The organism is Streptomyces sp. NBC_00490 (assembly GCF_036013645.1).
Taxonomy (GTDB): domain Bacteria; phylum Actinomycetota; class Actinomycetes; order Streptomycetales; family Streptomycetaceae; genus Streptomyces; species Streptomyces canus_F.
Genome location: NZ_CP107869.1, coordinates 4,153,846 through 4,171,914 on the forward strand (window position 1 = coordinate 4,153,846; position 18,069 = coordinate 4,171,914).

The following is an 18,069-nucleotide window of genomic DNA, read 5'->3' on the forward strand; positions in this document are numbered from 1 at the left end:
TCTTCGGGTTCTGCCTCTCACATGGCCCGGCTCGCGCCGGTCAGTCCGACGGAGACGGGGAGGGGGCGGCGCAGGGGTTCGGTGCGTATCGGTGGGGCGGGGAGCGTCGGCCGCGCCTGGCCGGAGTTCTGTTCGAGGTGCGGGCTGCCGAGCAGGACCGGGCGGGGCGGGCGGGCTCGGTCGACGTCCTGACCGACGGTCTCGGACCCGCCGACCAGGACGGGGCGGGGCGGCCCTACCGCGTCGACGTTCTGACCGGCGGCCCCGGGCCCACCCACCAGGACGGGGCGCACCGGCCCCAACCATTCGACTTCCTGCCCGACCGCAGACCGGCCGACCCGGGCGGTACTCAACGGCTCCACCCGGTCAACGTCTTGCTCAGCCACAGACCGGCCAACCAAGACGGGACCAGCCCGCCGCGCCCGGTCGACGCCCTCAGACCCACCGATCAGGACGGGTCGCAGCGACCTCACCCGGTCAACGTCCTGACCGACGGTCTCGGACCCGCCGACCAAGACAGGACCAGCCCGCCGCGCCCGGTCGACGCCCTCACCGGCAGCCTCAGACGCACCGACCAGGACAGGGGGCAACGACCCCGCACGGTCAACTTCCTGCCCAGCAACCGCCGCCGGGGCGGTGGTCGGGCGGCTGAGCAAGGTCACGCCGTGGATGGCGGACGCGGCGGCGGTGAGGGCGAGGAGGGTGCCTGTGGGGCCGTAGCGGAAGCCCTCGCCGAGGAGGGTGAGGCCGATGGCGGCGGCGGTGACGGGGTTGACGAGGGTGAGGAGGGCGAGGGGGCCGCCGAGGCCGTGGCGGTAGGCCTTCTGGGAGAGCAGCAGGCCGCCCACCGCGAAGGCGACCGTCAGGAGCGCCACCAGCGCCGTGCTCCAGGAGAGCGTCGGGCCGACCGCGAGCTTCTGTGCCAGCGTGGAGCCGGCCCCGGAGGCGATGCCGGACGCGGCGGCGACCGCGAGGCCCCCGCGGGCCGAGAGCAGCGTGACGGCCGCGGCGGCGACGAGTGCCACCAGCAGGACCCCGGTGGTGTTCAGGGTGTCGCCGCGCCCCGAGGCCGTGACGGCCAGCAGGGTCGTCAGCCCGAGGAGGGTGAAGGCCATGCCGTTCCACTGGGTGCCCGAGGTCCGGCGGCCCGAGACCAGCGAGCCCAGCGGTACCGCGAGCACGAGGCTCAGCGCGCCGAGCGGCTGCACCAGGGTCAGCGGTCCGTAGCGCAGGGCGACCACGTGCAGCAGCGCACCGGAGGCGTTGAGGAGCACGGACCCCCACCACCCGCCGCGGGCCAGCGCCCCGCGCACGCTCATGGTGTCGGCGGCGGTCCGCTCCTGGACGACCGCGGCCGCCGCGTAGCAGATCGCCGAGACCAGGGAGAGGGCCACGGCCAGGAACACCGGAGAACCTGTCATCGCGGTCCACCTCCCCATCTGTCGATGTCGATACGAAACGGTTTCGTACCGACACACTACGAGGAGGCTTAACGAAACGCAAGCGTTTCTCTAGCTGGGCCGGATTTCCGACACGAACCTCATCGCATCGCGACGAATCCGAACAGCTCCGGCACCCCGCCCGGCCCGATCTCGACGGTCCGCTCCAGCCGCAGCCCCGCCGACACCACGGCGTTCAGAAGATCGGCCAGCGGGATGTGCCAGGCCCCCACCCGGGCCCGTACACCGGCGGGGTTCCAGGAGTCGAGGGTGCGGGCGCGGTCGGCGTACCGCTCGTCCAGCACCACCCGCCCCGGCTCCCGCCAGTCGGCGAACGCGCCGACGAAGCAGGGGTGGACGCCCAGGTGCACGAACCGTCCGCCGGGCGCCAGCACCCGGGCGATCTCCCGCAGGACGGCCGCGTAGTCGGGCACGTCCGTGCTCGCCAGCACACACATCGCGGCCGGCACCGAGGCGTCGGCCAGCGGCAGCGCCGTCGCGTCGGCGACCGCGACCGGCAGCCGGCCGGCCGCGTGGCGGAGCTGACCGCCGGAGAGGTCGAACCCGTACGGGGTCCGGCCGAGTTCCGCCGCCACGGACGCGTGGGCGCCGGTCCCGCAGCAGACGTCCAGACAGATCCCCTCGCCGGGGCCCAGCAGCTCCCTCAGCGTCGCGTGCACCCGGGCGAAGTACTCGCCGCCCGAGGTCGGTGACATGAAGGCGTTGTACCAGTCCGCGTGGGCGTCGTACGCCGGTGTGGTCGTCGTCATGTCCTAGAGACTGGGAACAACTCCCCCGTCACAAACGCCCGTTCGCTCACGGCGTCGGCTTCCGGGTCCCGCCGGGCAGTGGACGGGGGTACGGGACCGTCGTACGGTATCTCTGACTGAGTCAACCATTCGAGGGTTGGCGAAGGGGTCGAGAAGGGGCCGACGATCATGACCGTGCAGGACATCCGCGCCTTCAACCGCTTCTACACCAACGTCATCGGCGCCCTCGACTACAGCCGTCAGCTGTACGCCCCGTACACCCTCACCGAGTCCCGCGTCCTGTACGAGCTCGCGCATTCCCCGCGTACGGACGCGGCGGACCTGCGCGGTGAACTCTCCCTGGACGCCGGCTACTTGAGCCGCATCTTCAACAAGTTCGAGCAGGACGGGCTGATCGAACGCACCCCGTCGCGCCGCGACCCGCGGCGCAGGCGCGTGACGCTCACGGCGCGGGGGCGGGAGACCGCCGCCCTGCTCGCCGAGCGCGCGGACGAATCCGTGGGCGCGCTGCTCGCCACGGTCCCGTCCGCCGACCGCCCCCGTCTCGCCGAGGCCATGCGGACCGTCCGCGAGCTCCTCTCCGACGGCCGCCCGCCCCGCCGCGAGGACGTCCTGCTGCGCGACCCGGGCCCGGGCGACCTGGGCTGGATCGTGCAGCGCAACGCCGCCCTCTACACCGTGGAGCACGGCTTCAACGCCGACTACGAGGGGCTGGTGGCCCGGATCGTCGCCGACTTCGCCGAGGACCACGACCCGCACCTGGAGCGGGTGTGGATCGCGGAGCTCGACGGCCGGCCGGTGGGCTGTGTGATGTGCGTACGGGACGAGGCACCCGGCACGGCCCGGCTGCGGCTGCTGCTGGTCGAGCCGGACGCGCGCGGACTCGGCATCGGCGCCCGCCTCGTCTCGGCCGTCGTCGACTTCGCACGCGGCGTCGGCTACCGCGACCTGGTCCTGTGGACCAACGACATCCTCGCCTCCGCCCGCCACATCTACCAGCGCCACGGCTTCGTCCTCGTCGCCGAGAAACCGCACCGCTCCTTCGGCAAGGACCTGGTCGGCCAGGACTGGCGCCTGGATCTGCACGCGCCCAGGAGTGACGCGTAGAGTCCGGAGCATGAAGCTGGCGTTCTCCACTCTCGGCGTCCCCGGTCTCCCCGTCCCCGAGGTGCTCCGCCTCGCGCACACGCACGGCTATCACGGCGTAGAGCTGCGCGCGCACCCGGAGGAGGCGGTACATCCCGGCATCGACGCCGCCCAACGGGCCGACACGGTGGCCGAGTTCAAGGCGGCCGGGGTGGAGGTCCTCGGTCTCGCCGGGTACGCGCGCGTGGCCGCGCCGGGCGACGACGAGCCGGTGCTGGCGGAGATCCGCGCCCTCCTGGACCTCGCCCGCGACCTGGGCGCCCCGTACATCCGCGTCTTCCCCGGCGCGAGCCCCGAGCAGTCGGCCGCCGAGGCCGACGCGACGGCGGCCCGGCGCCTGGGCACGGCGGCGCGGTACGCGGCGGACGCCGGAGTGCGCATCCTCCTGGAGACCCACGACTCGCACCGCACCGGAGCCGACGCGATCCGCATCCTCGGCCCGGTCGGCCACCGCAACGTCGGCTCGCTGTGGGACGTCATGCACACCTGGCTGGGCGGCGAGCAGCCCTCGGAGACGTACGCGGCACTCTCCCCGTTCCTCGGATACGTCCAGGTCAAGGACATCGCCTCGCCCGACGACACCACCCCGCTCCCGCTCGGCGCGGGCGTGCTGCCCCTCGCCGAGTGCGTCGAGGTCCTCTCCCGCCACGGCTGGGACGGCTGGCTGTGCTGGGAGTACGAGAAGCGCTGGTACGAGGGGGCCGCGCCGCTTCCCGAGCTGCTGGGCGCGGGCCGCGAGCACCTGGCCCGGCTCCTGAACGAGAGCGCGTAGGTAATTCGGTGGCTCAGGGACCGGGGGCCGGTTAGCGTCCCGGGGTGCCTCAGCCCACCCCGCTCCCGGTCCCCCTCTCATGAGCCTGTCCGACGTGCTCCTCGACGTCCGGCCCCTGCGCACCTCCCCCGTCTTCCGGCGGCTGCTGTTCGGGCGCACGGTGTCCACGCTCGGCACCTTCATGACCATGGTCACCGTCATGTACCAGGTCTGGGACATGACGCACAGCGCGTTCTGGAGCGGCGCCGTCGGCATCGCACAGGCCGTGCCGATGGTCGCCGTCAGCCTGTTCGCGGGCGCCTGGGCCGACCGCGTCGACCGCCGCCGTATGTATCTCACCGGCACGGTCGGCTCGGCGGTCTGCTCCCTGCTGCTGACCGTGCAGGCCTTCATCGGCCACCCGCCCGTGGCCGTGATCCTCGTGCTGGTGGCGGTCCAGACGTCCTTCGCCGCGCTCGGCGCCCCCGCGGCGGGGGTGTTCGTCCCCCGGCTGCTGCCCAAGGAGCAGGTGGCCGCCGGTCTCGCCCTCCAGCAGGTCACCGGCCAGGCGATGATGCTGGTCGGCCCCGCCGTCGCCGGTGTCGTCCTCGGCTGGTGGGGCATCGGCGTCTGCTACCTGCTGGACACCCTCAGCTTCGCCCTGTCCTTCTACGGCGCCTACGGCCTGCCCGCGCTGCCGCCCGAGGGCGACAGGTCCCGGCCCGGCGTCCACGGCGTCCTGGACGGTCTGCGCTTCCTGACCGGCCACCGCGCGGTGCGCGGCGCGCTGCTGACGGACCTCGCGGCCTGTCTCCTGGCGATGCCCACGTCGTTGTTCCCCCTGGTCAACGAGGAACGCTTCGGCGGCGACCCGCGCACCCTCGGCCTGTTCCTGTCGGCGCTGGCGGTGGGCGGGGTCACGGCGACGGCCTTCTCCGGCCCGGTGACCCGGCTGGCCCGCCCCGGCCCGGTGATGCTGTGCGCGTCCGCGGGGTGGGGCGCGGCCCTCTTCCTCTTCGGCCTGACGACGAGCGCCTGGGCGGGCCTGGGGCTGCTGGCCCTGGCCGGCGCGGCGGACGCCCTCGCCGTGCTCTCCCGTACGACCATCGTCCAGACCCTCACCCCCGACGCCCTCCTCGGCCGTGTCACCGCCGCCGAGACGATCGTCGGCCAGGCGGGCCCCCACCTGGGCAATCTGCGCGGCGGCCTGGTCGCGGGCTGGTCCTCGGGCGCGACGGCGCTGGTCTCCGGCGGGCTGATGTGTCTGGCGGCGGTGACTGCGGTGGGCGTCACGACGCCGGAACTGCGGCGGACGGGCGCGCCCGGTGCGGCTACCGCTCCGGCCGCACCGTGAACTCGGCGGCCGGGTCCAGGCACCACTCCAGTACGGACGGCCAGGAGCCGTAACCGGCGTCCAGGTCGAGGTGGCCCGCGCCGGGGAGGAGTGTGGTGGGGACGCCGAGAGGGTCGCCGTAGACGGCCTGCGCGCCCCCCTCGCAGTACGGGTCGTCATCGCCGGCGACGAGCAGGGTCGGCCCGGGGAGGGTGAGGTCCAGCGAGGGCGGCGCGAACCCGGCGACCTCGGGGTACCGCGCGAGAACGGACGGGGACGGCGGGCCGACGAGCAGAACGCGGCCCACGTCACCGGCCCCGACGATCCCGCGGGCAACGGCGTGCAACCACAGCAGGACGGAGGCACTGTGGGCGACGACGACATCCGGCACGTCCTCCGCGAGATGCCGCGCGAGTTCACCGAGCCACACCTCCAGGTCCGGGTCGTCCGGGTCGGGCAGCTGGGGATACGTCACCTGGTGACCGAGCTCGCCGAGACGGTCGGCGAGCCAGTGCTGCCAGTGGTCCTTGGGCCGGTGGTTCTGCCAGCCGTGGAGGATGAGGTAGGCGGTCATGGCATCGATCGTTTCCGAACCCGCCCCCAGGGTCCAGTTAACCTTTCTCGATGGAACAGGTAAGCGAGACCTTCACAGTCGACCTGCGCCGACTGACCGTCCTGCGCGAACTCCAGCGCCGGGGCAGTCTGGCGAGAACGGCGGAGGCCCTGCACCTGACCCCGTCGGCGGTCTCCCAGCAGCTCTCGGCGCTGGCCCGCGAGATCGGCGCACCCCTGACGGAACGGGACGGCCGGGGCGTACGGCTCACCGGACAGGCCCGCGTGCTGCTGGCCCACGCCGACGAGATCGCCGCCCAACTGGAGCGGGCCCGCGCCGACCTGGCGGCGTACGGGAGCGGCGGCCGCGGCTCGGTGACCATCGGCTGCTTCTCCAGCGGCATCCTGGGCCTGCTGCCGGGAGTGCTGCGAGGACTGGCCGAACACCTCCCCCACGTCCGCGTCGACGTCGTGGAGGCGGAACCGCCGGACCTGTTCACGGCCCTGGACGCGGGCCAGGTGGACGTGGCCGTGGCGGTGGACTTCGCGGCGACCCCGCCCCACACGGACCGCCGCTACAGCCGGTCCGACCTGCTGACGGACGTGATGGACATCGTGGTCCCGGCGGATCACCGGCTGGCGGGACGCGGGCGGCTCCCGCTGCGGGAGCTGGCCGGCGAGCCCTGGATCGCGGGGGACGCCCGCAGCTGTGTGGGCGCGATCGCCCGCGCCGTCTGCGCGACGTCCGGCTTCACCCCGGACATCCGGCACGCCGTGAACGACTGGGGCGCGCTGGCGGCCCTGGTGGAGGCGGGAGCGGGCGTGGCCCTGATCCCCCGCCTGGTCCACCCCCTGTACGCCCACCGCGCACTGGCGGTACTGACCCCCGAGGGCGCCCCTCCCTCACGGAACGTCTTCGCGGCGGTCCGCACGGGCGCGGACGCGGACCCGGTCCTGGAGACGGTCAGGCGGCACCTGACCCGGGAGGCGCGACGACTGGCGGACGTGTCACAAGTCCAGGCGTAGATCCACAGGTGGCCGGAGCCGCCGTAGAGCGGATCTGCCCCTCATCCGCCCCCCGGGCTGAACCTTGCCACCCGCTGCTCCAGACGTTTCCGCCGCTCCGGCCATTCGTCCGCCGTGATCGAGAAGATCGCCGAGTCCCGCAGCCGGTTGTCCTCGCCGGGGGCCCAGGAGCGGGACCAGTTGCGCAGGACGCCCTCGAAGTGGGCGCCGACGCTTTCGATCGCCGCTCGGGAGCGGGCGTTTCGGGCGTCCGTCTTCAGGTCCACCCTCGAGACGTTCCACACCTCGAAGGCGTGGCGGAGGAGGAGGAGCTTGGCCTCGGCGTTGACGCCGGTGCCCTGGGCGGAGCGGGCCAGCCAGGTGAAGCCGATCTCGATCGCGTCCAGGGTGTCGTCCGAGAGCCAGCTGCGGGGCTCCCAGTAGGACGTCGCGCCCACCACTCGCCCCGTCGCCCTGGAGATCTGGGCGTACGGCGCCAGCCGGCCGGTCGCGGCCCGGGCGAGTTGCGCGTCGACGTAGTCCGCCACCTCGTCGGCCCTGGGCACCCAGGTGAACTCGTACGTTCCCCGGTCCTCCTCCGCCGCCACCGCCAACTCGGTCACATGCGCGTGCGAGAGCGGCTCCAGGCGCACCAACTCGCCCTCCAGCACCGGACCTTCAAGCTTGAACGCCATTCCCCGGCCGACCCCTCAACTCCGCGAACGCCTCGTGGAAACCGGGGAAAGTCTTGCGTACGCACCCAGGGTCGTCGAACGAAATACCCGGCACGCGCAGCCCGGTGACCGCGAAGGACATGACGATGCGGTGGTCGCCGTACGAGGCGATCTCCGTGCCCGCGCCGCGCACACCGGGCTGGATCTCGATCCAGTCCGGACCCGTCGTCACCTCCACCCCGAGCCGCCGCAGGTTCTCCGCACACGCTTCCAGGCGGTCGCACTCCTTGACCCGGGTGTTCGCCACGTCCTCGATACGGACCGGTCCGTCCGCGAAGGGCGCGATCGCCGCCAGCGTCGGCATCGTGTCCGAGATGTCCCGCATATTGACGGTCAGGCCGCGCAGTACGCCCGTCCCCCGGACCGTCGTGCCCGACGCGCCGACCGACACCTGCGCGCCCATCCGCCGCAGTACGTCGACGAAGCCCAGGTCGCCCTGGAGCGCGCCGGTGCCCAGGCCCGGGACCGTCACCTCGGCACCCGGGGTCACCGCCGCCGCGGCGAAGAAGTAGCCGGCCGTGGAGGCGTCCGGTTCGATCGCGTACGTCGTCGCGCGGTAGCCGCCGGGCGGGACCACGAAGACGTCCCCCTCCCGTTCCACCCGCACCCCGAAGGCCCGCATCATCGCGATCGTGATCTCCACGTACGGCACCGAGACCAGGTCCGTCACCCGGATCCGCAGCCCCTTGCGGGTCAGCGGACCGAGGAGCAGCAGCGCCGTCAGGTACTGCGAGGACTGCCCCGCGTCCAGCACCACCTCACCGCCCTCGACCCCGGCCGCCCGTACGGTCAGCGGGTGATGCCCCTCGGCCCGCTCGTGCCGCAGGTCCACGCCCAGGTCGCGCAGGGCACGGGTCAGGGGCAGCAACGGCCTGCGCCGCATCTGCTCCGAGGCGTCGAAGCGGTACGTCCCGTGCCCCGCCGCCGCCAATGTCGGCAGGAAGCGGGCCGTCGTAGCACCGTCCCGGCAGTACACGTCCGCCTCCGCCACCGCGGGACCCTGCGGCCGCCCGTCGACCTGCCACGCATCCGGCGTCCGCCCCACCCGATACCCGAGCCGCGCCAGCCCCTCCGCAAACCCCTCCGTGTCATCCGACCTCAAAGGCCGCACGAGCGTGGTGACTCCGTCGGCCGCCGCCGCCAGAAAAAGCGCACGGGCGGTAATGGACTTGGACCCGGGAACGTCAACAACGGACATACCCCCATGATCGACCGCCACCCCCCTCCAACGCCGCCCCGTCCACGGAATGGACCCCACGAGCCCCCAGGCAGACCGCACCCACACCACCGCACCGCCCCGGACGGGACACCACCCACGCTTGGGCACCGCCCTCAAGCGGAACGCACCCACACCGCGATGGCGTCCCTTGAAGTGGTGTAGTCGGAGCGAGTCCCGGAACGCGCTGGTGTCTGCCCGGGGCGTGCATCCGCTGACCGTGCATGCTCCCTGAACAAGGGCAGGCCATCGCGTAAGTCTCCCTGGTGAACGGGCAGTTCAACCGGAGGAGCACGCGATGGCCTTGTCCCAGTCTGAGCTGATGCGGCTGCTGGAGTCACTACGTCGGGCCGAGGGAGTTGAAGCAATCAGGGTGGTGTGCGAGCGCATCCTGCAGGAGCTCATCGAGGCCGAGGCCACCGAGGTGATCGGTGCCGGGCCGCGTGAGCACTCCGAGTCGCGCACGACCTGGCGCAACGGACACCGCGACCGTCTGCTGACCACCCAGGCCGGCGACCTGGATCTGAAGATCCCGAAGGTGCGGACCGGGTCGTTCTTCCCCTCGTTGCTGGAACGTCGGCGGCGCATCGACCGGGCACTGTTCGCCGTGGTGATGGAGGCATACGTGCACGGCGTCTCCACCCGCAGCGTGGATGACCTGGTCAAAGCACTCGGTGCGGACTCCGGGATCTCCAAGTCCGAGGTCTCGCGGATCTGCGGAGAACTCGACGAGGAACTGACCGCGTTCAAGGAACGGCCGCTGGATCACACCGTCTTCCCCTACGTCTTCCTGGACGCCACCTACTGCAAGGCCCGGGTGAACCACCGGATCGCCTCGCAGGCCGTGGTCATCGCCACCGGCATCTCGGCCACCGGGCACCGCGAGATCCTCGGTGTGATGGTCGGCGACAGCGAATCGAAGCCGTTCTGGACGAAGTTCCTGCGCAGTCTGCGGGCTCGCGGCCTGGAGAACGTCCAGCTGGTGATCTCCGACAGCCACAGCGGGCTGGTGGCCGCGATCCGCACCGTCTTCCTCGGTGCGGCCTGGCAACGCTGCCGGGTCCACTTCGTCCGGGACGTCTTCAGCGTGATCGAAAAGGGCTCGGGCGAGATGGTGGCAGCGACCATACGCACCATCTTCGCGCAGACCACCGCCGAGCAGGTGCGCACCCAGCTGGACGTGGTCGCCGACATGCTCGGACGACAGTTCCCGCAGGTCAAGAAGATGCTGCTGGACGCCGCACCGGACATCACGGCGTTCGCGGACTTCCCTCCGACGCACTGGAAGAAGATCTGGTCGACCAACCCGCTGGAACGGCTGAACCGGGAGATCAAACGACGGGCCGACGTCGTCCAGGTCTTCCCCAACCCCGCCGCCCTGGACCGGCTCGCCGCCGCGGTCCTGGCCGAACTCCACGACGAATGGCAGGTCTTCGACCGCCGCTACCTCTCCGAAGCCTCCATGGCCGAACTCTTCACCACCCAGCCCACCTCACCGGAGCCGCAGATCAACTCCAAACCGGAATCGAAACAGCTGCCGTGACTACACCACCCCGCGGGACATGACCCACACCGCCGCACCACCCCCGGGCGGGGCACCCACTCATGCGCGCCGCCCCAGGCGGAACGCACCCCCACCACACCGTCCCCAGGCGGGACGGGCCCGCGCGTGCACCGCCCACCCTCACCACCGCACCGCCTCACGGCGGGGCACCACCCACGCTCGCGCGCCCCCCCAAGCGGAACGCGCCCCCACCACCGCACCGTCCCCAGGCGGGACACCACCCACGCATGCGCGCCACCCCCAGGCGGAACGCACCCTCACCACCGCACCGTCCCCGGCGGAACGCACCCCCGGCGCCGCACCGTCCCCAGGCGGAGCGCAGCCGCACCGCCGCACCACTCCACGGCGGAACGCACCCGCCCCCAGGCGAGACGGGCCCGCGCTCGCGCAACGGCCAGAAGGGGACGTACCGGGGGGTGTCCGCCCGCAGCGTCGGGCGACCAACCAACCCCACATCCCCAACCCACAGCACCGCCCGACCGAGGACGGACACCCCCCGGTGCGGCACCGACCCACAACCGGACCGGCATGCGCGACGCACGCCCCCACCGAAGCCGCAACAGGCCGCCGCAGGCACCCCGCACCCCCACTCACCGTCAGACGCTCACGACCCCCCACCCACCCGCACCACCTCGGCCGCCTGCGGCCCCCCGACCACCCGCGCCCCCCGAACCGTCACCGACGCCAACGCCACCCCGCCCACCAACAGCGCCGCCGCACACCAGCGGAGCCCACTCACCCCCTCCCCGAGGAACAACGCCGCCGACGACATGCCGAACACCGGAACCAGCAGCGAGAAGGGGGCCACCGTGGACGCCGGGTGGCGGCGGAGCAGCCACCCCCACGCCCCGAAGCCGAAGACCGTCGTGATCCACGCGACGTAGACGACCGTCCCGGCGCCCTGCCAGTCCAGCGCGCGCAGCGCGTCGTAGTCCGCCCGAGGACCCTCCAGCAGCAGAGACAGGAGCAGCAGCGGCAGCACCGGCACGGTGCTCACCCACACCATGAAGTTCAGCGCGTCCGGCGGCGCCGCCTTACGGGTCAGCACGTTCGAGACACCCCAGCACGCCGCCGCCGCGACGCACAGCGCGAACGCGCCGAGCGGACCGGACGTGCCCTCGTCCACGGCCGCCACACCGATACCGGCGAGCGCCACCAGCATGCCCGTCAGCCGCAGCCGAGTGGGCCGTTCGCCCAGCACCGCGAAGGCGATGGCCGCCGTGAACACCGCCTGGATCTGGAGGACCAGCGACGACAGCCCCGCCGGCATCCCCGCATCCATCCCGACGAACAGCAGCCCGAACTTCGCCACCCCCAGCACCAGCCCCACCGCCACGATCCACTTCCACGCCACCTTCGGCGGCCCCACGAGGAACACCGCGGGCAGCGCCGCCACCAGGAAGCGCAGAGCCGAGAACAGCAGCGGCGGAAAGTGGTCGAGGCCGATCTCGATGACGGTGAAGTTGACGCCCCATACGGCGGCGACGAGGACGGCGAGGGCGATGTGTGCGGGACGCATGCGTCGAGCATCACGCCCCGGAACCATGAAGCACCAGCGATGATTGCTGCATGGTCGGATGTAGCAACCCTAATCAATAGCAACGCTGACCGACCGCAACCCTGGTCAATGGCAGCCCTGCTCATTGGAGGACCCCGTGCTCGATCTCCAGCGCCTCCGCGCCCTGCACGCCGTCTCCGTCCACGGCACGGTCGGCGCGGCCGCCGCCGCGCTCGGCTACACACCCTCCGCCGTGTCCCAGCAGATCGCGAAGCTGGAGCGGGAGACAAGAACCGTACTGCTGGAACGGGAGGGACGGGGAGTCCGGCTCACCGCCGAGGCACTGCAACTGGTCGACACCGCACAGGAGTTGCTCGCGATCGTGGAGCGCGCCGAGACGGGTATCGAACAGCGCCGGAGCATCCCCGCGGGCCGGCTGACCGTGGCGGCCTTCGCCTCCGCGGCGCGTGGTCTGATGCCCGGCGTGCTCGCCGACCTCGCCGCCCGGCACCCCGCCCTGGACCTGCGGCTCTCCGAGATCGACCCGCACCTGTCCGTCGGACTGGTCGCAAGGGGCGCGCTGGACATGGCCGTCGTGCACGACTGGGACATCTCGCCGCTGCCCGTGCCGCCGGGGGTCGAGCAGGCGGCCATCGGGGAGGACCGGTGCACCCTGCTGGTCCCCGAGGGGCACCCCTTCGCCGCCCGGAAGGCGGTCCGGCGGGAGGATCTCGGCGGGGAGCGGTGGGTGTGCCAGCCGCCGGGGCGGGTCTGTCACGAGTGGCTCGTACGGACCCTGCGCGCCGCCGGGTACGAGCCGGAGATCATCCACCAGGCCGACGAGAACCCGACGCTGGTCGCCCTCGTCGCCGCCGGGCTCGGTATCTGCCTGATCCCCCGGCTCGGGCGGGGGCCGCTGCCGGGCGGGGTGGTGGAGGTGGAGCTCGATCCGACGCCGGTGCGGCGGCTGTACGCGCTGTGGCGGACCGGTGCCGCGGGACGGCCGTCGATCACCGAGACCGTACGCACTCTGCAGGACCACTGGCCCGAAGTGGCGGCTCATCCGTCCCGTTGACCCCGGGCCCACCAACTTCCGGGATTCGGGGCCGAGCCGGGAACCCCGCTCCACCCCCGCTCGTCCAACCCGCGAGCTGTCGGAGAGTCACCGCGGTGCGGTGTCGGCCTCGCTGCTGGCTGCGAACGCTGACTTACCCTCTCCGCCGTACCGCGGCCGGCAGCACGCCGTCATCGGCGCGCCCCCCTCCAACAGCGCCGATGGCGGCCCCTCATTGCCGGGCCCCGGGTCCACCCCGGGTTAGTGTGCACTCCCTTGACTGGCAGAAACTTCCCGGATATTGGTGACTCCTCGGAAGTTTCCTTCAGCGGATCACCTCCGGAAGGAGCGCACGTGCCCTCCAGACGTACCGTCCTCGCCGCCACCGCGGGAGTCGCCGCCACCCTCGCTGTCGGCGGGACCGCATACGCGGACGACAAGAAGCTCCGCTCCCTCGTCTCCCGTATGACCCTGGAAGAGAAGGTCGGCCAGCTCTTCGTGATGCGGGTCTACGGCCACTCCGCCACCACCCCCGACCAGGCCGACATCGACGCCAACCTCAAGGAGATCGGCGTCCGCACGGCCGCCGAACTGATCGCCAAGTACCGCGTCGGCGGCATCATCTACTTCACCTGGGCGCACAACACCCGCGATCCGCACCAGATCGCCGACCTGTCCAACGGCATCCAGAAGGCGTCCCTCAGCCTCCCCCGGGGCCTGCCCGTCCTCGTCTCCACCGACCAGGAGCACGGCATCGTCTGCCGGGTGGGCGAGCCCGCCACCCTCTTCCCGGGCGCGATGGCCATCGGTGCCGGCCGCTCCCGCAAGGACGCCCGTACCCTCGGCCGTATCGCGGGGCAGGAGCTCAGAGCCCTCGGCATCCGGCAGAACTACTCCCCCGTCGCCGACGTCAACGTCAATCCGGCCAACCCCGTCATCGGCGTGCGCTCCTTCGGCGCGGACCCGGGCGCGGTGGCCGGGATGGTGGCCGCCGAGGTCGGCGGGTACCAGCACGCGCGGCAGGTCGCCGCCACCGCCAAGCACTTCCCCGGGCACGGGGACACCGCCGTCGACAGCCACTACGGCTTCCCGGTCATCACCCACACCCGCGCCCAGTGGGACAAGCTCGACGCTCCCCCGTTCCGCGCCGCGATCGCGGCCGGCATCGACTCGATCATGACCGCGCACATCATGGTCCCGGCCCTCGACGACTCCGGCGATCCGGCCACCCTCTCCCACCCCATCCTGAACGGCATCCTGCGCGGGGAGCTCGGCTACGACGGCGTGATCGTCACCGACTCCCTCGGCATGGAGGGCGTCCGCACGAAGTACGGCGACGACCGGGTGCCCGTGCTCGCGCTGAAGGCGGGCGTGGACCAGCTCCTCAACCCGCCGAACCTGGACGTCGCCTGGAACGCCGTCCTGAAGGCCGTACGGGACGGGGAGCTGACCGAGGCGCGGCTCGACGAGTCGATCCTGCGGGTGCTGCGACTGAAGGCGAAGCTGCGGCTGTTCGAGGCGCCGTACGTCAGCCAGGCCGGGGTGACCCGCACGGTCGGGATCCCCTCCCACCTCGCGGCGGCCGACCGGATCGCCGAGCGGACGACGACCCTGCTGGTCAACGAGAACCGCACGCTCCCTCTGTCGCCGCGCAAGCTCCTCGTCGTCGGCGCCGACCCGGCCTCCCCGTCCGGGACGACGGGCCCGCCGACCGGGGTGCTCGCGGCCGCGTTCACCGAGCTCGGCTTCACGGCCACGGCCCTGTCGACCGGCACGGCACCCTCCGCCGCCACCATCGCCAAGGCGGTCGCGGCGGCTCGGGACGTGGACGCGGTGATCGTGGGGACGTACAACGTCTCGGCGACCAGCAGCCAGAAGACGCTCGTCGAACAACTCGTCGCGACGGGCAGACCGGTGATCGCGATCGCGGTCCGCAACCCCTACGACGTGGCTCACCTGCCCTCCGTACCGGCCGTCGTGGCCTCGTACTCCTGGACCGACGTCGAACTGCGGGCCGCGGCGCGGGTGATCGCGGGGCGGGCGGCACCGCGCGGGAGGCTGCCGGTGCCGGTGCAGAGGGCCGACGATCCGGCCGCGGTGCTGTATCCGATCGGGTACGGCTTGTCGTATCAGACGTAGTACGCGTACGCCACGCACCCGGCGTACGCCCCCCAAAGGGCGCAAAGCACCCCGCACGTCTGGCGTGTGCCCGCTGCGGCGGGTCACGCTGGACGCGGTATCCGGGGGGCTGCGATGCGTGAGAGATGTTCCGTGGGGGTGGTGTGCGCACTGCCGGCACTGCTCGCCGCCCTGCTGGCGGGGTGCCAGAGTTCGTCGGACGGCGCCACCGACGGTGAGAGCCGGCTCAGCAGCCAGGTCGCGCCCACCCGGCCCTCGGGGTACGGGGCGGTCTTCCTCTCGGTCGACGAGTGCAGTTCCTTCGGCAAGACCAGCTTCACCGAGGTCCCGTGCACCAGCGAGCGGGCGGCGGCACGCGTCGTGGCGCGCTTCGACGGCACGGTGGGCGACGGCCCGCTGTGCCCGGGGACCACGGACTTCGTGCTGCACATCAGCGAACAGAGCCCGTCCTCCGACGAGGACGGCGACGGCGCGGTCCCGCGGGGCTACGCCTGTATGCGCAACCTCACCCCGCCGCATCCCGGCGACCCGGGCGGCGGAGGCGGTCCGCGCACCATCGTCGGCGACTGCGTCTACAGCTCCGGCGACGGCCAGGTCCGCGAGACGACGTGCGACGGCGAGGGCGGGAAGAAGCCGGAGTACGAGGTGACGAAGGCGGTCACGAGCCGCGCGAAGTGCCCGGTGTCGACGGCGTTGTACGTACAGCTGCGGGGCGAGAAGCCGGTGGGCTGCGCCCGGCCGGTGTGACCGGGGGCCGGGCGCAGCACCCGCGTTACGGCCGCAGCGTGGGCTCGCGCTCCACGTCGCGGACGTCCAGCTTCTTGTCGAACTTCGCCAGTGGTTTCGCCTGCGCGACGGCCGAGGCGGAGACGCCCGCCCAGTCGAGGATGCGGGCGGTGGCGAGGGTCTTCTGGTCGGCGACCAGACCTGCCACGTTGGCGCCGTGGTTCATGCCGGGGGCGGTGAAGACGTACGCGTCCTTCGCGCCCTTGTCGACCCGGAAGCGCTCCGAGCCCCACGGGTCGTTCTGGCCGTAGACGTAGAGCATGTGGCGGGCGTTGTGGCGCACCCAGTTGTCCACGTCACGCATCGCGTACGGCTGGAACTTCGTCGGGATCTCGCGCGGGACGAAGTTGCGCGGCGGCTGGTAGCCGTAGCGGATGTACTTCTTCTCGATGTGCGGGAAGTGGATGTTCGGCGCACCGAGCTGCGTGGCCGCCTGGTAGTAGTACGGCGTGTACGGCTCCAGGCCCTGGTCCGTGTAGAACGAGAACCCGGAGATCGTGTCGATCGAGTTCCAGATCTGGTCGTCGGTCGCGGTCTTCGCGTCCGGCGGGATCAGCTCGTCCTCGTCGCAGTCGGCTGCCTGGGCGGCCTGCCAGAAGCCCCACACGTAGTCCAGGACGACCGCCTCGTACGCCTTGTCGAGGCTGCCGATGGTGGTGAAGGTGTAGCCCTCGGCGGCGGCGTACTCCGCGTACTTCTTCTCCAGCGGTTCGCGGCGCACGAGCGCCTCGCGCTGCACCGCGTTCAGACGGTCGCGGCACTGCTTGGTGTCGACGTGTGCGAAGAAGCGGTCGTAGGCCGAGTCCTCGTTGTTCACCACGTCGTTGGGGGCGACGTAGGCGACGACGCCGTCCATGTCCTTGGGGTAGAAGCGCTCGTAGTACGTGGCGGTCATGCCGCCCTTCGAGCCGCCCGTGGAGATCCACTTCTTGTCGTAGATCTTCTTGAACGCCTTGAAGACGCGGTGCTGGTCGCTGGCGGCCTGCCAGATGTCCAGCTTGGTCCAGTCGGCCGGGTTCGGCCGGGACGGGGTGAAGAAGCGGTACTCGAGCGAGACCTGGTTGCCGTCCACGATCTGGGTCGGCTCGCGGCGGCTGGGCGTCGTGGAGACGTTGTAGCCGCCGGTGTAGAAGACCGTCGGGCGGGAGACGTCCTTGTGCAGCACGGTGATGCGCTGCTGGAACGTGCCCTTGGACGGGTGCCGGTGGTCGACCGGCTGCGTGAAGTTGAGGACGAAGAAGCGGTACCCGGTGTACGGCTTCTCCTCGATCAGGCTCACGCCCGGTATGGAGAGCAGTCTCTCCTTGATGTCGGTGGTGCCGGTGGCCGGCTCGGCGGCGGTGGCCGCCCCTGCCGTGCTCACTGTGCCTATGAGCACGGTGAGCGCCAGCAGCCATCTGAGCGCCTTGCGCATGCACCCTCCCCTGTGAGACAGATGTGCGAGCGGAAGCTATCGGAGCAACTCGCTTGCGCACCAGGGGAGATAGGGAAAACCCTCGGATGCCGGCGGGTCCGGAAGGGGATTTGTCGGACGTCTACAGCCGGATCCAGCCACCGGTCGAGTACGACCCGCTGCCGACCCGCCCCTTGATCCACACCTTGCGGCCCCCGACGTACGACTTCACCGGCCCGGCGCGCTTGGTGTAGACCCCCTCGTCGACGACGGCCTCGAAGCCGCGCGTCTGCAGGCTGACCATCATCGTGCGCGGCGAGCCGACCCGCTTGGGGACGGTGACGGCGCAGAGCGAGGTGCCTTTCTTGTAGACCTTCACATGGCCCGTGGAGAAGGTGTACGTCCGGATCTTGCGGCCCTCGCAGTGTGTGGCCGCGACGGCCTCCGCCGGGACCGCGACAGCGAGCAGTCCCGAAGCGGTCAGTACGGCCAGACCGACGGCGACCCGCCGCCGTATCGCACCCATGGCCACTCTCGTCCCTCCCGTACCCGGCGATGAGCGTACTGGTGTACGGACGCAGGACGTATGTCGGATGGTTGCACGGCCGTCACAAGTTCAGGCCACGCCCCACCGCCGCGGGCTCACGCCACCACGGGCGCGTCCTCCCCCACGAACGTCCGCCACAGCT

General features: G+C 71.8%; 16 protein-coding genes. 8 read left to right on the forward strand and 8 right to left on the reverse strand.

Features of this window, described 5'->3' with window-relative positions; genetic code table 11:
* Positions 1-17 precede the first annotated feature (17 nt).
* Positions 18-1,421, reverse strand: a complete 1,404-nt coding sequence (locus OG381_RS18710) for a hypothetical protein (protein ID WP_327717226.1) — start codon at positions 1,419-1,421, stop codon at positions 18-20.
* Between the two features lie 119 nt (positions 1,422-1,540).
* Entirely contained in the window at positions 1,541-2,209 is a 669-nt protein-coding gene (locus tag OG381_RS18715; protein ID WP_327717227.1) for a class I SAM-dependent methyltransferase, read from the reverse strand.
* A gap of 168 nt (positions 2,210-2,377) precedes the next feature.
* On the opposite strand from OG381_RS18715, the gene OG381_RS18720 reads away from it, so the two are divergent.
* The 3 genes from OG381_RS18720 to OG381_RS18730 all read left to right on the forward strand — a co-directional run bounded on the left by OG381_RS18720 (position 2,378) and on the right by OG381_RS18730 (position 5,460).
* Positions 2,378-3,316, forward strand: a complete 939-nt coding sequence (locus OG381_RS18720) for a bifunctional helix-turn-helix transcriptional regulator/GNAT family N-acetyltransferase (protein WP_327717228.1) — start codon at positions 2,378-2,380, stop codon at positions 3,314-3,316.
* 10 nt (positions 3,317-3,326) lie between these two features.
* Complete coding sequence (locus tag OG381_RS18725; RefSeq protein WP_327717229.1) at positions 3,327-4,127, forward strand: sugar phosphate isomerase/epimerase family protein; 801 nt, start codon at positions 3,327-3,329, stop codon at positions 4,125-4,127.
* A 79-nt stretch (positions 4,128-4,206) separates the two neighbouring features.
* Positions 4,207-5,460, forward strand: a complete 1,254-nt coding sequence (locus tag OG381_RS18730; RefSeq protein WP_327717230.1) for an MFS transporter — start codon at positions 4,207-4,209, stop codon at positions 5,458-5,460.
* Here OG381_RS18730 and OG381_RS18735 read toward each other — a convergent pair.
* Positions 5,438-6,013, reverse strand: coding sequence for an alpha/beta hydrolase (locus OG381_RS18735; RefSeq protein ID WP_327717231.1), 576 nt, complete (start codon positions 6,011-6,013; stop codon positions 5,438-5,440). The genes OG381_RS18730 and OG381_RS18735 overlap by 23 nt on opposite strands.
* A 50-nt stretch (positions 6,014-6,063) precedes the next feature.
* Between OG381_RS18735 and OG381_RS18740 the strand changes: the two genes are divergently transcribed.
* Complete coding sequence (locus OG381_RS18740; protein ID WP_327717232.1) at positions 6,064-7,017, forward strand: LysR family transcriptional regulator; 954 nt, start codon at positions 6,064-6,066, stop codon at positions 7,015-7,017.
* A gap of 41 nt (positions 7,018-7,058) precedes the next feature.
* On the opposite strand, the gene OG381_RS18745 is transcribed toward OG381_RS18740, so the two are convergent.
* Together OG381_RS18745 and aroA are read right to left on the reverse strand one after the other, a co-directional pair.
* The gene (locus tag OG381_RS18745) at positions 7,059-7,691 is read right to left on the reverse strand and encodes a GNAT family N-acetyltransferase (RefSeq protein WP_327717233.1); all 633 of its coding nucleotides are present in this window, start codon (positions 7,689-7,691) and stop codon (positions 7,059-7,061) included.
* On the reverse strand, positions 7,675-8,928 hold the full coding sequence (aroA, locus tag OG381_RS18750; protein ID WP_327717234.1) for a 3-phosphoshikimate 1-carboxyvinyltransferase: 1,254 nt from the start codon (positions 8,926-8,928) through the stop codon (positions 7,675-7,677). The genes OG381_RS18745 and aroA overlap by 17 nt, the downstream gene beginning before the upstream one ends.
* A 316-nt stretch (positions 8,929-9,244) precedes the next feature.
* On the opposite strand from aroA, the gene OG381_RS18755 reads away from it, so the two are divergent.
* A complete protein-coding gene (locus OG381_RS18755; RefSeq protein WP_327717235.1) occupies positions 9,245-10,489 on the forward strand; it encodes an IS256 family transposase in 1,245 nt (414 codons plus the stop codon).
* Positions 10,490-11,114: 625 nt separating this feature from the next.
* On the opposite strand, the gene OG381_RS18760 is transcribed toward OG381_RS18755, so the two are convergent.
* Entirely contained in the window at positions 11,115-12,029 is a 915-nt protein-coding gene (locus OG381_RS18760; protein WP_327717236.1) for an EamA family transporter, read from the reverse strand.
* Positions 12,030-12,165: 136 nt separating this feature from the next.
* Here OG381_RS18760 and OG381_RS18765 point away from each other — a divergent pair, with 136 nt between their 5' ends.
* The 3 genes from OG381_RS18765 (at position 12,166) to OG381_RS18775 (ending at position 15,948) form a co-directional block, all read left to right on the forward strand.
* Positions 12,166-13,083, forward strand: a complete 918-nt coding sequence (locus OG381_RS18765; protein ID WP_327717237.1) for a LysR family transcriptional regulator — start codon at positions 12,166-12,168, stop codon at positions 13,081-13,083.
* A gap of 333 nt (positions 13,084-13,416) precedes the next feature.
* On the forward strand, positions 13,417-15,201 hold the full coding sequence (locus OG381_RS18770; RefSeq protein WP_327717238.1) for a glycoside hydrolase family 3 protein: 1,785 nt from the start codon (positions 13,417-13,419) through the stop codon (positions 15,199-15,201).
* A 114-nt stretch (positions 15,202-15,315) separates the two neighbouring features.
* Positions 15,316-15,948, forward strand: coding sequence for a hypothetical protein (locus OG381_RS18775; protein ID WP_327717239.1), 633 nt, complete (start codon positions 15,316-15,318; stop codon positions 15,946-15,948).
* A gap of 25 nt (positions 15,949-15,973) precedes the next feature.
* Here OG381_RS18775 and OG381_RS18780 read toward each other — a convergent pair whose 3' ends face one another.
* Complete coding sequence (locus OG381_RS18780; RefSeq protein ID WP_327717240.1) at positions 15,974-17,401, reverse strand: S28 family serine protease; 1,428 nt, start codon at positions 17,399-17,401, stop codon at positions 15,974-15,976.
* Between the two features lie 121 nt (positions 17,402-17,522).
* A complete protein-coding gene (locus OG381_RS18785) occupies positions 17,523-17,906 on the reverse strand; it encodes a hypothetical protein (RefSeq protein ID WP_443061910.1) in 384 nt (127 codons plus the stop codon).
* Positions 17,907-18,069 lie beyond the last annotated feature (163 nt).

What these genes read in the sequence shown, in the direction of transcription:
- OG381_RS18710 (WP_327717226.1), bottom strand. Translation starts at nt 1,421, where the DNA reads ATGACAGGTTCTCCGGTGTTCCTGGCCGTGGCCCTCTCCCTGGTCTCG.
- OG381_RS18715 (WP_327717227.1), bottom strand. Translation starts at nt 2,209, where the DNA reads ATGACGACGACCACACCGGCGTACGACGCCCACGCGGACTGGTACAAC.
- OG381_RS18720 (WP_327717228.1), top strand. Translation starts at nt 2,378, where the DNA reads ATGACCGTGCAGGACATCCGCGCCTTCAACCGCTTCTACACCAACGTC.
- OG381_RS18725 (WP_327717229.1), top strand. Translation starts at nt 3,327, where the DNA reads ATGAAGCTGGCGTTCTCCACTCTCGGCGTCCCCGGTCTCCCCGTCCCC.
- OG381_RS18730 (WP_327717230.1), top strand. Translation starts at nt 4,207, where the DNA reads ATGAGCCTGTCCGACGTGCTCCTCGACGTCCGGCCCCTGCGCACCTCC.
- OG381_RS18735 (WP_327717231.1), bottom strand. Translation starts at nt 6,013, where the DNA reads ATGACCGCCTACCTCATCCTCCACGGCTGGCAGAACCACCGGCCCAAG.
- OG381_RS18740 (WP_327717232.1), top strand. Translation starts at nt 6,064, where the DNA reads ATGGAACAGGTAAGCGAGACCTTCACAGTCGACCTGCGCCGACTGACC.
- OG381_RS18745 (WP_327717233.1), bottom strand. Translation starts at nt 7,691, where the DNA reads ATGGCGTTCAAGCTTGAAGGTCCGGTGCTGGAGGGCGAGTTGGTGCGC.
- aroA (WP_327717234.1), bottom strand. Translation starts at nt 8,928, where the DNA reads ATGTCCGTTGTTGACGTTCCCGGGTCCAAGTCCATTACCGCCCGTGCG.
- OG381_RS18755 (WP_327717235.1), top strand. Translation starts at nt 9,245, where the DNA reads ATGGCCTTGTCCCAGTCTGAGCTGATGCGGCTGCTGGAGTCACTACGT.
- OG381_RS18760 (WP_327717236.1), bottom strand. Translation starts at nt 12,029, where the DNA reads ATGCGTCCCGCACACATCGCCCTCGCCGTCCTCGTCGCCGCCGTATGG.
- OG381_RS18775 (WP_327717239.1), top strand. Translation starts at nt 15,316, where the DNA reads ATGCGTGAGAGATGTTCCGTGGGGGTGGTGTGCGCACTGCCGGCACTG.
- OG381_RS18780 (WP_327717240.1), bottom strand. Translation starts at nt 17,401, where the DNA reads ATGCGCAAGGCGCTCAGATGGCTGCTGGCGCTCACCGTGCTCATAGGC.
- OG381_RS18785 (WP_443061910.1), bottom strand. Translation starts at nt 17,906, where the DNA reads ATGGGTGCGATACGGCGGCGGGTCGCCGTCGGTCTGGCCGTACTGACC.